The organism is Moraxella nasovis, assembly GCF_022701215.1.
Lineage (GTDB): Bacteria > Pseudomonadota > Gammaproteobacteria > Pseudomonadales > Moraxellaceae > Moraxella > Moraxella nasovis.
This window is the reverse complement of sequence record NZ_CP089976.1, coordinates 312259-324837: the sequence shown is the minus strand read 5'-3', so window position 1 is coordinate 324837 and position 12579 is coordinate 312259. Positions and strand designations below refer to the sequence as shown.

Sequence of the window (12579 nt, the reverse complement as noted above, 5' to 3'; positions counted from 1 at the left end):
ATAAGTGATAAGTAACTAAAAGGTATAAATCTAAATGAGCACCATCGAACCAACCATCGAACAGCGTCGTATCATCTATCAGGCTAGACGTGGACTAAAAGAACTGGATTTTTATATCGATCCTTATGTAAAAAATCATTATTTATCTGCAGATGATGTTGAGCAGGCGGCATTTGTACGCTTGTTAAGCTATGAAGATCCTGATTTGTTGCTGTTTTTTTTGGGTCAAGCAAATCCTGATGATGTTGAAGTGGGTAAGCTTATCGACAAGATGAAGCGTCTAAAATACGCATAACTAAAATATGTGTAAATAGTATCGTTCATGACAAGCTTTTCAAAACATAAGCTTATCATCAGTGCGCCAATTTGTTTTGTGCTGTTGCCGATTGGCTTTGCGTTATCGGTGATTATGATTAGTGCTTTTTTGGCATGGGTGGGGCAGATAGTTTGGTGGCAGTGGTTGATTTTTAGCATCTTAAGTGCGGCTCTTTTATTTCATATTGTAACTAAGCCTGTGCTTTGCCACATCAACACCACCGAGATAGATGGCGTATGGCAGCTTACTATTCATCTGCCGATTAGCCAGCAAGAACAGCTGTGGCAAGCTTATTTAACAAAGGCGACGTATTTAAATATCGTCGGTGGCGTGGTGCTTATGAGTTTTTATGTGGTTGAGCCTAGGCGAAGATATTTTTTTTGCGATGATCACCAAAAACAGCACAACCAATGACAGTTTTCGTAAATTAAGCGGTGTGGCACATAGCTTAATAACAGGTAAATAAGATGGCAAATTTAGCATTATTTGACTTAGATATGACTTTATTAGATGTGGATAGCGACCACAGTTGGGGACAATATATCGTACAAGAGGGCTTGGTAGATGCCAAGATTTATGCTGATGCAAATGATAAATTCTACCAAGATTATATTAATGGCACGCTAGATGCGGTGGAATATAATGAGTTTGTAGCAGCATTTTTAACCACTAAAACGTATGATGAGTTGGATGTATATCGTAAGCAGTATCTACAAAAAGTGATCGTGCCTGCTATGAGACCTAAGGCGATAGCTGCCATTGCAAAGCATAGACAAATGGGCGATACGGTTGTGGTAATCAGTGCGACCAATGACTTTGTCGTTGTGCCGATCGCAGCTTTATTTGGTGTGGATAGCGAACATACGCTGGCAACTAGACTTGAGTTTATCAATGGGCGATATACGGGTAAGGTGTTGGGACGACCTAATTTTAAAGATGGTAAGATTTATCACTTAGATGCGTTCATTGACGATAAAAAACAAGCAGGCATAACCTTTGATCGTCTGATTGCTTATTCTGATTCAAAAAATGATCTGCCACTACTAAGCCGTGCAGATGATGCTATTTGTGTCAATCCTGATGCAGTTTTGCGTGAACACGCCATAAAAAATGGCTGGCGTATCGAAGACTGGGCGATGGCGTAAGTTATCTGCTCTAAACTATAATGAAGCTTGCGGTTTTGTGAAAACTTTATTTTAAAAAACTTGCAGACAACACCAATTGGTTAATAGATACTCAAAAGTGTTTTTATCTGTTTTTAAAAGAATGTGAACGACATTTTAACAACAGCAACCTAAAATCTAATTATATCAATTAAAATAATGGGTTAAAAGGGATTTAGGGGTAGTTGTCTAGGGTAGTTTCTCGTAAAATTTAGCATGGGCATAGTTTGTTAAAATACCACCGTCTTCAAAAAAGTGACAACTGCTCGCTATCGTCTTTATCTTGTAAGTTTGAGAATGTAACGCCAACCAACCTAACAGGCATAGTGCGTGGACTGTGCCAGTACAGTTCTTGTAGCCAAGCGATGATGTTTTTGGTATTAGTAAAGGCGGTTTTTACAGAGTGGCTGCGTGTGATTTGGCTAAAGTCGCTGTATTTTAGCTTAAGGGTGACTGTGCAAGCACGTAAATTTTTGGCGGTTAACTGAGTGAAAGCCTCGCAAGCTTGTTCGGCAATTTGAGAAAGTATAAATAGGTCATCGCTGCTATTTTCGCTAAAAGTTATCTCTGTGCCAACAGATTTACGAATGCGATCTGAAACAACTTCTCTGTCATCGATGCCATGGGCGATGTGATGGTAAAATGTACCACGCTTATTACCAAATAATTCTACCAAACGCATGTGTGATAAGGCTTTTAGCTCTCGACCATGCGTAACGCCGATTTCATGTAGTCTTTTGGCAGATGATTTTCCAATGCCGAAGAATTTTTCGATGGGTAAATCATCGATAAAAGCAGGGGCGTCTTTGGGTGTGATAACAGCAATGCCGTTGGGCTTATTGATGTCGCTTGCGATTTTGGCAAGCATTTTATTAAAAGACACACCTGCTGACGCAGTTAGACCTGTCTTTTTATGGATTTGACCACGAAGCCAGTCCGCCATAAGTGTGGCTGAACCATTACAAAAAGGGCGACCTGTCACATCAAGATAAGCCTCATCAAGCGATAATGGCTCAACCAAATCGGTAAGTTTATGCATGATGGTGTGAATATCACGGCTGACCGCACGATACACCTCAAAGCGGGGACGCACAAAAATGGCATGGGGGCAACGCCTTTTTGCCTCAAAGCAACTCATCGCCGAATGCACGCCAAAGGCTCGCACTTCATAACTGGCAGCAGCGACGACGCCACGCCCATTAGGGTCGCCACCAACGATGAGCGGTCTCCCTTGATAGCTGGGGTTGTCTCGCTGCTCAACACTAGCAAAAAATGCATCCATGTCAATGTGGATGATTTTTCTTATGGGTTCGCTAGCATTCATGAAGTCATATGATCAATCATAAAAAGACTTGCCATTGTCACGATGCCTGCTGTCTCGGTGCGTAAAATCCGTTCACCTAACGTCCACGTTAAAAACCCGTGGGAGCAAGCCTTAGCGATTTCATTTTCAGACAGCCCACCCTCTGGACCGATTAAAATACTAATGCTATTAGGTAGGGGTGCAGGCGTGTAAACGTGCTTATCAGAACTTAACGCCATCACAAGCTTAAGTGTATCATGACAATTTGCCAAAAACTCATCTAGCTCAACAGGCGGTAGAATCTTAGGGATAATGTTAAGTCCACACTGCTCGCAAGCAGAAATGGCAACCGCTTGCCAATGGCTGAGTTTTTTAAGGTCTCTTTCGTAACGCAGGCGTTCTGAGCGTTCAGTGATGATGAGTTGAATGGCAAAAACGCCCATTTCGCACGCTTTTTGGATAGTATAGTCCATGCGTTCACCCTTACTCATCGCTTGAGCTAGGGTGATGTGCTGATAAGTGGTGCGATTATTTGGGTTAAAATGGGTGAGCATAACGACAGCACGCCGTTTATCAATGTCTGTAATGACTGCGGTATATTCGCCACCTTGACCGTTAAAAAGTGTCGCTGCATCTCCGATTTTTGCACGCAACACTTTGCACCAATGGTGATAAACATCATCTGGCAAGGTAAGCGACTGATTGACAGTAAGTGGCAAATCAACAAAAAATCGACTCATGATACGCTCTTTAGTCGGTTAGACCTAAAGCCTGAACTAATTCCTTATTCGGCTTGACACTATTCATGCTATAAAAATGCAAGGCAGGCACGCCTTCTTTAATCAGTTTTTCGCATAAATTTAGCACCACATCAAAGCCAAATGCACGAATAGACTTAGTGTCATCTCCAAACTCTGCAAGCTGCTTACGGATATAGCGTGGAATGTCCGCCCCAGAGCTGTCAGCAAAACGAATAAGATTGCTTGCCTTGGTGATCGGCATAATACCTGCGATGATAGGGAATTTATCTTGGTGTACACCACGCTTAGCTAACTCATCTCGTAAATACAAATAGCTGTCTACGTTATAAAAAAATTGGGTAATTGCTTCGCTAGCACCTGCATGATATTTATTGGTTAGTACATCGATATCATGGGAGAAGTTTTTGGCTTGTGGGTGCATCTCAGGATAAGCAGCAACTTTAATTTTAAAATGATCGCCGCTGTGTGTGCGAATGAACTTTACCAAATCAAGAGCAAAGGGCAGTTCACCATAGCCCACTTGTCCTGATGGTAAATCACCACGCAAGGCGACAATGCGATTAATACCAAGCGATTTATAATAATCTAACAGTTCGCCAATTTCGGCTTTACCATCGCCGATACATGATAGGTGGGGTGCAATGCTGGTGGTTGATTTTTCGGTCAATGCCTTAACAATGCCAAGCGTGCGTTCACGAGTGCTACCACCTGCACCATAAGTGACTGAGAAATATTTTGGGTTTAGGGCATTTAGCTCATCAAAGGTCTGCATAAGCTTAACTTGACCTTCGTCTGTCTTAACTGGGAAAAACTCAAAAGAAAAAGGCGTTTTGTCGTTAGGTGTGGCACGTTTTTCAGTGGCTTGTTTGGCTAGGTCTGTTTTTAGGGTATTTAGTAAATTTTCAATCTGCTGAATGTGGTTTAATGAGTCCATAAACTTAAGCTCTTATTAGGGTGATGAGCGGTCATTATAAGTGAAATCGATGAAATTTTAAAGAGATTGCTGTCACGCTTGTAACGCAAGTTAAGCAATTTTATTATGATGAATGGATTTTGTAAAACAATAGTGCTAAATGCTTGTTTTTATGAACTAAGATTGATAGCATTGAGAGTTTAAAAAAATAAAGCTAATATAATTAAAGTTAATATGATGATAAAGATGAGAGTTTTTGGTTGTATTTTAGCCATGCTGATGGCCTTTGGTGTGGTAAATGCCCAAGCTGCCATTTCTGACCCTTTGGCTTCAGGTGATGCTGCAGAAGAGGCGGTGGTTGAAAAAGACACGTTTGGGCGAGACACGCCACGCAGTACGATGCAAGGGTTTTTGCAGGCTTTAAGCGATGATAATCCTGATACGATTCGTCAGTACTTAGATGATGATTTCATCACGGATGAGAATTTATATATAACCATCGCCAGTCTAAAAACGGCACTTAATCAAGGCGGTAGATTAGATTCTGACTTGGCAATCAGTGATAAACCCGAAGGAGACTTAGCAGATAAACTACCAAGCGATAAAGAAAAGGTAGGAGTAGTCACGTTACCATCGCAGAAGTTTGATTTGCTTTTAACACAAAAACAAGACCCTAAAGGCATTAGCTATTGGCAGTTTTCCAAAAAGACACTAGAAAAGATAAATGAAGCTGACACGGTGAGAACCCGAAAGCTGGCTGAAGTGTTTGGCTTGGATTTTGCACAAGGCAAGACAATATTAGGTCAAGATTTGGTTGATTTGACATCGCTTGTTATTTTAATTGGTGGTGGTTTATTTGCAACATGGATATTTGTGTGGGTAATGTATTGGTTTTTTGCATTATTATACCCACGTGTCAGTGGCAGAGAATTTAAGATACCGCCTAAAGTGGTATTGCCCTTAACTGTTGTGCTTTTGGCATATTTATTGCCTGAGCTGATGGTGGCAGCAAGCATTCCTGTAGCAGTTAGACAAACCGTCATGCGAGCGGCAGATGTTGTTGCTTGGGTGGCGATGGCATGGCTGGTTTTACGCTTAATTGATGCGGTGTTTGTGCGTGCTGAAAATCAGAGTGTAAAGCGTAACCGATTAGAGCAGGCATCTATTTTAAATCTACTTAGAAAGATTGCTAAGGCTGTCATGCTGATTTTAGCAATAATCATCATCTTTGGTAATCTTGGTTTTGATTTGACAACGGGGATTGCCGCACTGGGTGTGGGTGGTTTGGCATTGGCTTTTGGTGCTCAAAAGACCATTGAAAATTTGATTGGCTCGGTTGTTATCGTGGCAGATCGTCCTGTACACGTGGGGGATTATTGTAGCTTTGGTGATATGGCAGGTACGGTGATTGATATTGGCATTCGCTCAACACGGATTCGCACGCTAAACCGCACAGTGGTAACCGTCCCTAATGGTGAATTTAGTTCCATGAAGATTGAAAATTATGCCGCAAGAGATATGTTTCATTTTGTGCATAATTTATACCTTAAAAGAAGTGCCAAGCCTGCTGAGATGGCACGCATGGTGAAAGATTTACAGCACTACTTAAAAGAGCATCATCTGGTGATAGAAGAATGGACGCAGGTGCGAGTCAGTGAGCTGCGTCAAGACTGCTTTGTGGTAGAATTAAGATGCTACATTGATACAAAAGATGTGGTTGACTTTTTTGGCAAGCAATCTGATTTATTATTAGAAATTTTAACCTTAGTTGAAGATTACGATGTGGAGCATGCCTTGCCAAGCCAAGAGATTGCATTTACACATGACGCACAAACTAAAGACGTCTTAGACGCATTCACAAAAGATGAACCAACCACGACACAAGGAAAATAACCATGTTTACTGATAGCCATGCCCATTTCACATACCTAAAGCCCTATGAGAATGATCGCACCGCACTTTTAAGCCATATGAAAGCTGCTAATGTCAGTCGAGCAATGGCAATCATGTGTAAGCTTGATGAGTATGATGCGATTAAGTCATGGGTGGATTTATCTGACGATACGCTTGATATTGGAATGAGTGTTGGGTTGCATCCTTGTCAAGATGAGCAAATGTTATCTAGTATCACAGTAGAAGACCTACTAAAGCTAAACTTTGAAAAAGTGTGGGCATTTGGTGAGACGGGTCTGGATTATTATTGGGATAGCGATAAAAAGCAAGCCCAACAACATAGTTTTGCCACGCACATTCACGCAAGCCAAGCTGTAAAAAAACCCATTATTGTTCACACTCGAGCCGCTTATCATGACACGCTAGATATTTTAAAATCAGAAAAATGCACACATGGCATTATCCACTGCTTTACTGAAGACTATGACTTTGCTAAAGCTGCACTGGATATGGGGTTATACATTTCTTTTTCTGGCATTGTAAGTTTTAATAAATCAGGCGAGCTGCGCGATGTCGCCAAAAAACTACCGCTTGATAGAATATTGATTGAGACTGATAGCCCATATCTTGCCCCTGTGCCAAAGCGTGGACGTGATAATGAGCCGTCATTTGTGCCGTATGTGGCTGATGTATTGGCAGAGCTTTTTGGCAAATCACGTGAAGAGATTGGACGCATTACTAGTGAGAATTTTAGTAGGCTTGTTGGCTTAGACTAAGTATATCCATCATGCCAAAAGGGTAACATAAAAGGCGTGTCGGCGTGATTAATATCGGAATATGCACTCCTAAGCTATCGATGATAGGTACGCTTTGACAATCAACCAAATCAAGCGTTTGAATAGGTGGTAAGTTTTGAATTGTGGCGGTTTGGGCGAGTAGTTCGCTTGCGATCTGACACAGATGGCAGCCGTCTGTGCCGATAAGATACCAATCATTTAAAGTGTGATCGGCTTGAAATTCTGCCAAAATTTGCAGTCGAAACTGATAAAACTCATCTGCTAAGAGTGTGCTTAGCCCGAATCGATCGTGCTTTAGGGTGTGCAAGTGGTTGTGAAATTTCTTAGGATTCATAACAGAAAATAACTTAAGCATGCTAAAATAAGACCAAAGCTATCTTATCATATCTTATGGATGTTCTATGCTAAAAAAGCTATTTAGATGGGTTATTTTACCACTATTGGGACTGTTTTTGGTGTTCCATATGGGGGTGGTTGCCATGCTTGGCTTATGGAAGGTCGTACCTGTGACGAACTCTATGTTTATGCTATCGCACCGTTTACAAGGCGGTGATGTGGTGCAGACGTGGGTGGATTATGAGAGTATTGCAAAAACTGCCAAGCAAGCAGCGATTGCCAGCGAAGATGGGCAGTTTAGCTATCACGATGGTTTTGACTTTGACAGTATTGAAAAGGCGATTAAAAAGAATGAGAAAAAGGGCAAAGTATCTGTAGGCGGCTCAACCATCAGCCAGCAGCTTGCCAAAAACTTATTCTTAACGTCGCATCGCTCCTACATTCGTAAGGGCGAAGAGGCGATTATCACCGTATTGATGGAAAGTATGTGGGATAAGCGTCGTATCTTAGAAGTGTATTTAAATGTCGTGGAATTTGGAAATGGTATCTATGGCATAGAGGCTGCTGCACAGCATTATTATGGTAAATCTGCCAAAAATCTCAGCCGTGAGCAAGCTGCATGGCTGCTTAGCATTTTACCAAATCCTAAGTATTATGAAAGCCATCGCAATGCTAGAGGTTTGCGTAAAAAGCAGCAAATTGTCATGCGACGTATGGGCTTGGTCAAACTACCAGATTGATATGTAAAAGTGCCAAGCGTGGGATTTTTCTCACTATTAATAGCTATTTAAAACAAATAAAAGGAAAGGTTATGATGACTACAAATCAAAACCAAATAAGCCAAGCCATCACAAGCATTGAGCAACAGGCAGTTGAGAGCGTTCTTGGGCAGACGCCGCCACCGACAGAGCTGTATCAGCTGCGTGGTGATGTCTTAGATGAAAAGGGCAATTTTACGCCTGAATGCTTCATCAATCGTGATTTATCAACGCTTAGATTTCAGCTTCGAGTATTAGTACAGGCAAATAATGCTAGCTTTCCTTTGCTTGAGCGAATGTTCTTTTTGACGATTTTCTCGTCAAACATGGATGAGTTTTTTGAGATTCGCGTGGCAGGCTTACTCCAAAAACAAAAAAATGGCGATAAGTCAAGTAGTCTAGATGGCCGTAAGCCATCTGAATTGTTGGCAGAAATCAGCCAAATCGCACATCGTGCTGTTGATGAGCAATACCGTATCTTAAATGACAGTATCTTGCCAGAGCTGGCACGTCATGACATTCGCTACCTAAAGCGTCATGAGCTGACACCTGCCCAAAAAGACTGGATGCGTGAGTATTTTTTTAGTCAGGTACTGCCTGTGTTAACGCCCATCAGTATTGACCCTGCTCACCCATTCCCAAGGCTTGTGAATAAGTCGCTAAACTTTATTGTTAGTCTAGAGGGTAAAGATGCATTTGGGCGTGATATTAACCTTGCCATCGTACCTGCTCCCCGTTCACTACCTAGAGTGATTCGCTTACCTGATGAACTGACAGGCGGAAAAGAGCATCATGTCATGCTCTCAGCTGTCATTCATGAGCATGTAGACGCACTGTTTTTGGGGATGAAAGTAACAGGCTGCCATCAGTTTCGCTTAACACGCAATGCTGATCTTGCCTTAGCAGAAGATGTCGATGATATCGCTAAGGCATTAGAAGGTGAGCTTGATAATCGCCGCTTTGGTCATAAAGTAAGGCTTGAGGTAACCACCAACTGCCCAAGACCGACTTATGAATTTTTATTAAATCAGTTTAAATTGGATGAAAGTCAGCTATATCGTGTAAATGGTCCAGTTAATCTAACACGAATGCTAACTAATTTTGACCGTCCTGAGCTTAAATTTAAGCCGTTTACCCCAGCCATCGTTAAAGCGTTTCGTGGTATGGAGAGCGTCAGACACCCAAATGATAGTACTTGCATGTTTAATGTCATCGCTAAAAAAGACGTGCTTGTCCATCATCCGTTTCATGCGTTTACCCCTGTTGTCAATCTTTTGTGGCAAGCAGCAAACGACCCAAATGTACTTGCTATTAAGCAGACAATTTACCGCTCTGGCACGAATTCTGAGATTGTTCAAGCACTTGCAGCAGCAGCAAGAAACGGCAAAGAAGTTACTGCGGTGATTGAGCTTCGTGCCAGATTTGATGAAGCAAGTAACATTGCTGTGGCAAATATGCTGACCGAAGCGGGGGCTGTTGTCGTCTATGGTGTCGTCGGCTATAAGACACACGCTAAGCTTATGCTGATTGTTCGCCGAGAAAATGGCAAAATTCGCCGTTACACTCATCTAGGCACGGGTAATTATCATGCTGGCAATGCCAAGGCTTATACCGATTATGGGCTGTTTACTGCTAACGAAGAGATTTGTGAAGATGTACATGGTGTGTTTGTACAGCTGACAGGCATGGGTCGCCCAATGCCATCACATCAGATTTATCACGCACCATTTACTTTGCATGATGGTCTACTTGCCATGATTGATAATGAGATTAACCATGTCAAAAATGGTAAGCTGGGTAAAATTATCCTAAAATGCAATGCCATCACTGAGCGTCAAATCATTGAGAAGCTTTATGAAGCCAGTCAGGCAGGTGTGCAGATTGATTTGATTGTTCGCTCTATCTGTTGTCTGCGTCCACAAGTGGCAGGGCTTTCTGAAAATATCAGAGTTCGCAGTATCGTTGGAAGATTCTTAGAGCATACTCGGGTGTATTATTTTGCCAATGATGGCGATGAAAAGCTGTATTGTGCTAGTGCCGATATGATGGATCGCAATCTATTGCACCGTGTGGAAGTAGCATTTCCGATTGTAGATAAAAAGCTGTTTTGTCAGATTTACCAAGATGGCTTGATGAACTATCTACAAGATAATGTGCAGGCGTGGGAGCTTGATGGGCGTGGTGAATGGAATCAAGTGTTGCATAATGATAAGCCAATCCATAACGCCCAAGCGGTTTTATTGGATAAGATATGTCGTTAGTATGCCCTTGTGGAGGTGATGGCGGTGCTACCGCTTATGACGATTGTTGTCGTCCGTTTCATATAGGTGGCATCGCACCTACTGCTAACAAGCTGATGCGTTCACGGTTTAGTGCGTTTGTACTAAAGAATATTGATTATATTATTGATACCACACTACCTACTCAGCAAGAACAGCTTGATAAAGCGGCATTGCAGGCGTGGGCTGATGAAATGCATTGGACGCATTTACAAATCAAAAACCACTTTCCCAAGATTGGTAAGCGTCATGCCACGGTGCATTTTTGTGCGTATTTTGATAATGGCATGGGTAAGGTAGGGTGTCATGATGAGCTTTCTGCCTTTGTGTGGGTGCAAGATAGGTGGTATTTTCTTGATCCAACTTTACCCATTCATCTGACGAATAAGCAGCCTTGTTTGTGTGGCAGTGGCGAGAAGTTTAAGGCTTGTTGTGCTAAGTTTTTGTTTTAATTAAATAAATTTGACATATCTTTTTAATTTGTAGATTTAAACTTATAAAATAAAGCGTGCGGTGTGCGTTTTATGTTTTTAGTAGCTAAGTGGTTAGACGTATTTTATGAAATTAATTATTAAAGTTCATCCTGAGATTATGATGAAAAGTCAAAGCGTTCGTAAACGCTTTATAACTGTATTATCGGGTAATATCCGTAAAACGCTCAAAGAAGGCGATGATACGGTTACGGTTATGCAGCATTGGGACTATATTGAAGTGCGTAATAAAGATGAAAAAAAGAAAGATTTTATCTTAAATGCGTTAATGTGCATTTCAGGCATTCATCATTTTTTAGAAGTTGAAGAAGTGCCATTTAATGATTTGCATGACATCTGCGAAAAAACGATTGAACGGTATGCAGATGCCATCGCTGATAAGACTTTTTGTGTGCGTGTTAAGCGTCGTGGTAAGCACGGTTTTAGCTCACTTGATGCCATGCAGTACGTTGGTGGCGGGCTAAATCAAGCGGTTGCCAGTGCTAAGGTTAAGCTTAAAGATCCACAGATAACTGTTAAGCTTGAGATTGAGGGCGATAAGTTACTGTTCGTCAAGGCACGTTTTGATGGGCTTGGTGGCTTTCCTATGAGTACCCAAGAAGATGTGTTATCGCTGATATCTGGCGGTTTTGATAGTGGCGTGGCAAGTTTTGAGTTTATTCGTCGTGGTAGCCGTGTGCATTATTTATTCTTTAATATGGGTGGTAAGACCCACGAAATCGGTACTAAACAGATGGCGTACGAGCTATGGAAAAAGTACAGCTCATCGCATAAAGTTCGCTTTACGACAGTAGATTTTGAGCCTGTGGTCGCTGAAATTTTAACAAAGATTGACGATGGGCAGATGGGCGTTGTGTTAAAGCGTATGATGATGCGTGTGGCAAGTCAGATTGCCAAAAATTACCGCATTGAAGCTTTAGTGACAGGCGAGGCACTAGGGCAGGTGGCTAGCCAAACACTGACAAATTTGCATATGATTGATAAGGTTGCTGATACTTTAATTTTACGTCCGCTTATCACGCACGATAAACAAAAAATCATCGAGATTGCTGAAAATATAGGCACGGCTGATATTGCCAAATCCATGCCTGAGTTTTGTGGTGTTATCTCAAAGTCACCAACCGTAAAAGCAGTGGAACATAAACTTTTGGCCACCGAAGCTAATTTTGACTTTGATGTATTGCAGATGGCTATAAAAAATGCAGTAACAATGGACATCACTGACGTCAAAAATAAGATAAATGGTGAGATAAAGGTAGCAAAACAAGAGCATGTGCATCACTTATCTGAAAATACGGTGATTATCGATATTCGATCGCCAGATGAGATAGATGATGATCCGCTAGTTTTACCGAATGTGCAGGTTGTAGCCATGCCATTTTACCAGCTTGGCAGTAAATTTGGTGAGCTTGATCAAAATAGCAACTATTTGCTGTATTGCAAAAAGGGTGTGATGAGCGGCTTGCAAGCTGTTTATTTGACTGATAAAGGCTTTAATAATGTCGGTGTTTTAAAGCTATAATGTGATAACTATAATAAAAAGCACTCAATTTAGAGTGCTTTTTAGTT

At 41.5% G+C, this 12579-nt stretch carries 13 protein-coding genes; 9 read left to right on the top strand and 4 right to left on the bottom strand.

Features of this window, described 5'->3' with window-relative positions; genetic code table 11:
• Nucleotides 1-34: 34 nt before the first annotated feature.
• From LU293_RS01605 to LU293_RS01595, 3 genes are read left to right on the top strand one after another with little or no spacing between them, the layout of a single operon-like run.
• Nucleotides 35-295 (top strand): FAD assembly factor SdhE, encoded by a 261-nt coding sequence (locus LU293_RS01605; protein WP_242748186.1) that lies wholly within the window; start codon nucleotides 35-37, stop codon nucleotides 293-295.
• Nucleotides 296-322: 27 nt separating this feature from the next.
• Nucleotides 323-730 (top strand): NfeD family protein, encoded by a 408-nt coding sequence (locus LU293_RS01600; RefSeq protein ID WP_242748185.1) that lies wholly within the window; start codon nucleotides 323-325, stop codon nucleotides 728-730.
• Between the two features lie 53 nt (nucleotides 731-783).
• Nucleotides 784-1461 carry an HAD family hydrolase gene (locus LU293_RS01595; RefSeq protein ID WP_242748184.1) on the top strand — a complete coding sequence of 226 codons (678 nt, stop codon included), beginning with the start codon at nucleotides 784-786 and terminating at the stop codon, nucleotides 1459-1461.
• A gap of 265 nt (nucleotides 1462-1726) precedes the next feature.
• Here the strand turns inward: LU293_RS01595 and dinB are convergent, their stop codons facing one another.
• Genes dinB through metF form a run of 3 tightly spaced genes read right to left on the bottom strand, consistent with a single transcriptional unit; the run spans nucleotide 1727 to nucleotide 4477 of the window.
• Nucleotides 1727-2803 (bottom strand): DNA polymerase IV, encoded by a 1077-nt coding sequence (gene dinB, locus LU293_RS01590; RefSeq protein WP_242748183.1) that lies wholly within the window; start codon nucleotides 2801-2803, stop codon nucleotides 1727-1729.
• Nucleotides 2800-3522 (bottom strand): 16S rRNA (uracil(1498)-N(3))-methyltransferase, encoded by a 723-nt coding sequence (locus LU293_RS01585; RefSeq protein WP_242748182.1) that lies wholly within the window; start codon nucleotides 3520-3522, stop codon nucleotides 2800-2802. The genes dinB and LU293_RS01585 overlap by 4 nt, the downstream gene beginning before the upstream one ends.
• 10 nt (nucleotides 3523-3532) lie before the next feature.
• Complete coding sequence (gene metF, locus LU293_RS01580; protein WP_242748181.1) at nucleotides 3533-4477, bottom strand: methylenetetrahydrofolate reductase [NAD(P)H]; 945 nt, start codon at nucleotides 4475-4477, stop codon at nucleotides 3533-3535.
• A gap of 225 nt (nucleotides 4478-4702) precedes the next feature.
• On the opposite strand from metF, the gene LU293_RS01575 reads away from it, so the two are divergent.
• Nucleotides 4703-6349 (top strand): mechanosensitive ion channel family protein, encoded by a 1647-nt coding sequence (locus LU293_RS01575; protein ID WP_242748180.1) that lies wholly within the window; start codon nucleotides 4703-4705, stop codon nucleotides 6347-6349.
• Between the two features lie 2 nt (nucleotides 6350-6351).
• Nucleotides 6352-7125 (top strand): TatD family hydrolase, encoded by a 774-nt coding sequence (locus LU293_RS01570; protein ID WP_242748179.1) that lies wholly within the window; start codon nucleotides 6352-6354, stop codon nucleotides 7123-7125.
• Here LU293_RS01570 and LU293_RS01565 read toward each other — a convergent pair.
• On the bottom strand, nucleotides 7100-7501 hold the full coding sequence (locus LU293_RS01565) for a hypothetical protein (RefSeq protein WP_242748178.1): 402 nt from the start codon (nucleotides 7499-7501) through the stop codon (nucleotides 7100-7102). The genes LU293_RS01570 and LU293_RS01565 overlap by 26 nt on opposite strands.
• A gap of 46 nt (nucleotides 7502-7547) precedes the next feature.
• Between LU293_RS01565 and mtgA the strand changes: the two genes are divergently transcribed.
• The 4 genes from mtgA to thiI all read left to right on the top strand — a co-directional run bounded on the left by mtgA (nucleotide 7548) and on the right by thiI (nucleotide 12532).
• Nucleotides 7548-8222, top strand: coding sequence for a monofunctional biosynthetic peptidoglycan transglycosylase (gene mtgA / locus LU293_RS01560; protein WP_242748177.1), 675 nt, complete (start codon nucleotides 7548-7550; stop codon nucleotides 8220-8222).
• A gap of 74 nt (nucleotides 8223-8296) precedes the next feature.
• Nucleotides 8297-10501, top strand: a complete 2205-nt coding sequence (gene ppk1, locus LU293_RS01555; RefSeq protein ID WP_242749594.1) for a polyphosphate kinase 1 — start codon at nucleotides 8297-8299, stop codon at nucleotides 10499-10501.
• Nucleotides 10492-10971 (top strand): YchJ family protein, encoded by a 480-nt coding sequence (locus LU293_RS01550; protein WP_242748176.1) that lies wholly within the window; start codon nucleotides 10492-10494, stop codon nucleotides 10969-10971. The genes ppk1 and LU293_RS01550 overlap by 10 nt, the downstream gene beginning before the upstream one ends.
• Nucleotides 10972-11077: 106 nt before the next feature.
• Complete coding sequence (thiI, locus tag LU293_RS01545) at nucleotides 11078-12532, top strand: tRNA uracil 4-sulfurtransferase ThiI (protein ID WP_242748175.1); 1455 nt, start codon at nucleotides 11078-11080, stop codon at nucleotides 12530-12532.
• Nucleotides 12533-12579 lie beyond the last annotated feature (47 nt).

Excerpts from the sequence above, each read along its gene's own strand:
- metF (WP_242748181.1), bottom strand. The coding sequence starts at position 4,477 with ATGGACTCATTAAACCACATTCAGCAGATTGAAAATTTACTAAATACC.
- LU293_RS01605 (WP_242748186.1), top strand. The coding sequence starts at position 35 with ATGAGCACCATCGAACCAACCATCGAACAGCGTCGTATCATCTATCAG.
- LU293_RS01550 (WP_242748176.1), top strand. The coding sequence starts at position 10,492 with ATGTCGTTAGTATGCCCTTGTGGAGGTGATGGCGGTGCTACCGCTTAT.
- LU293_RS01570 (WP_242748179.1), top strand. The coding sequence starts at position 6,352 with ATGTTTACTGATAGCCATGCCCATTTCACATACCTAAAGCCCTATGAG.
- dinB (WP_242748183.1), bottom strand. The coding sequence starts at position 2,803 with ATGAATGCTAGCGAACCCATAAGAAAAATCATCCACATTGACATGGAT.
- ppk1 (WP_242749594.1), top strand. The coding sequence starts at position 8,297 with ATGACTACAAATCAAAACCAAATAAGCCAAGCCATCACAAGCATTGAG.
- LU293_RS01575 (WP_242748180.1), top strand. The coding sequence starts at position 4,703 with ATGAGAGTTTTTGGTTGTATTTTAGCCATGCTGATGGCCTTTGGTGTG.
- mtgA (WP_242748177.1), top strand. The coding sequence starts at position 7,548 with ATGCTAAAAAAGCTATTTAGATGGGTTATTTTACCACTATTGGGACTG.
- LU293_RS01600 (WP_242748185.1), top strand. The coding sequence starts at position 323 with ATGACAAGCTTTTCAAAACATAAGCTTATCATCAGTGCGCCAATTTGT.
- LU293_RS01565 (WP_242748178.1), bottom strand. The coding sequence starts at position 7,501 with ATGCTTAAGTTATTTTCTGTTATGAATCCTAAGAAATTTCACAACCAC.
- LU293_RS01595 (WP_242748184.1), top strand. The coding sequence starts at position 784 with ATGGCAAATTTAGCATTATTTGACTTAGATATGACTTTATTAGATGTG.
- LU293_RS01585 (WP_242748182.1), bottom strand. The coding sequence starts at position 3,522 with ATGAGTCGATTTTTTGTTGATTTGCCACTTACTGTCAATCAGTCGCTT.
- thiI (WP_242748175.1), top strand. The coding sequence starts at position 11,078 with ATGAAATTAATTATTAAAGTTCATCCTGAGATTATGATGAAAAGTCAA.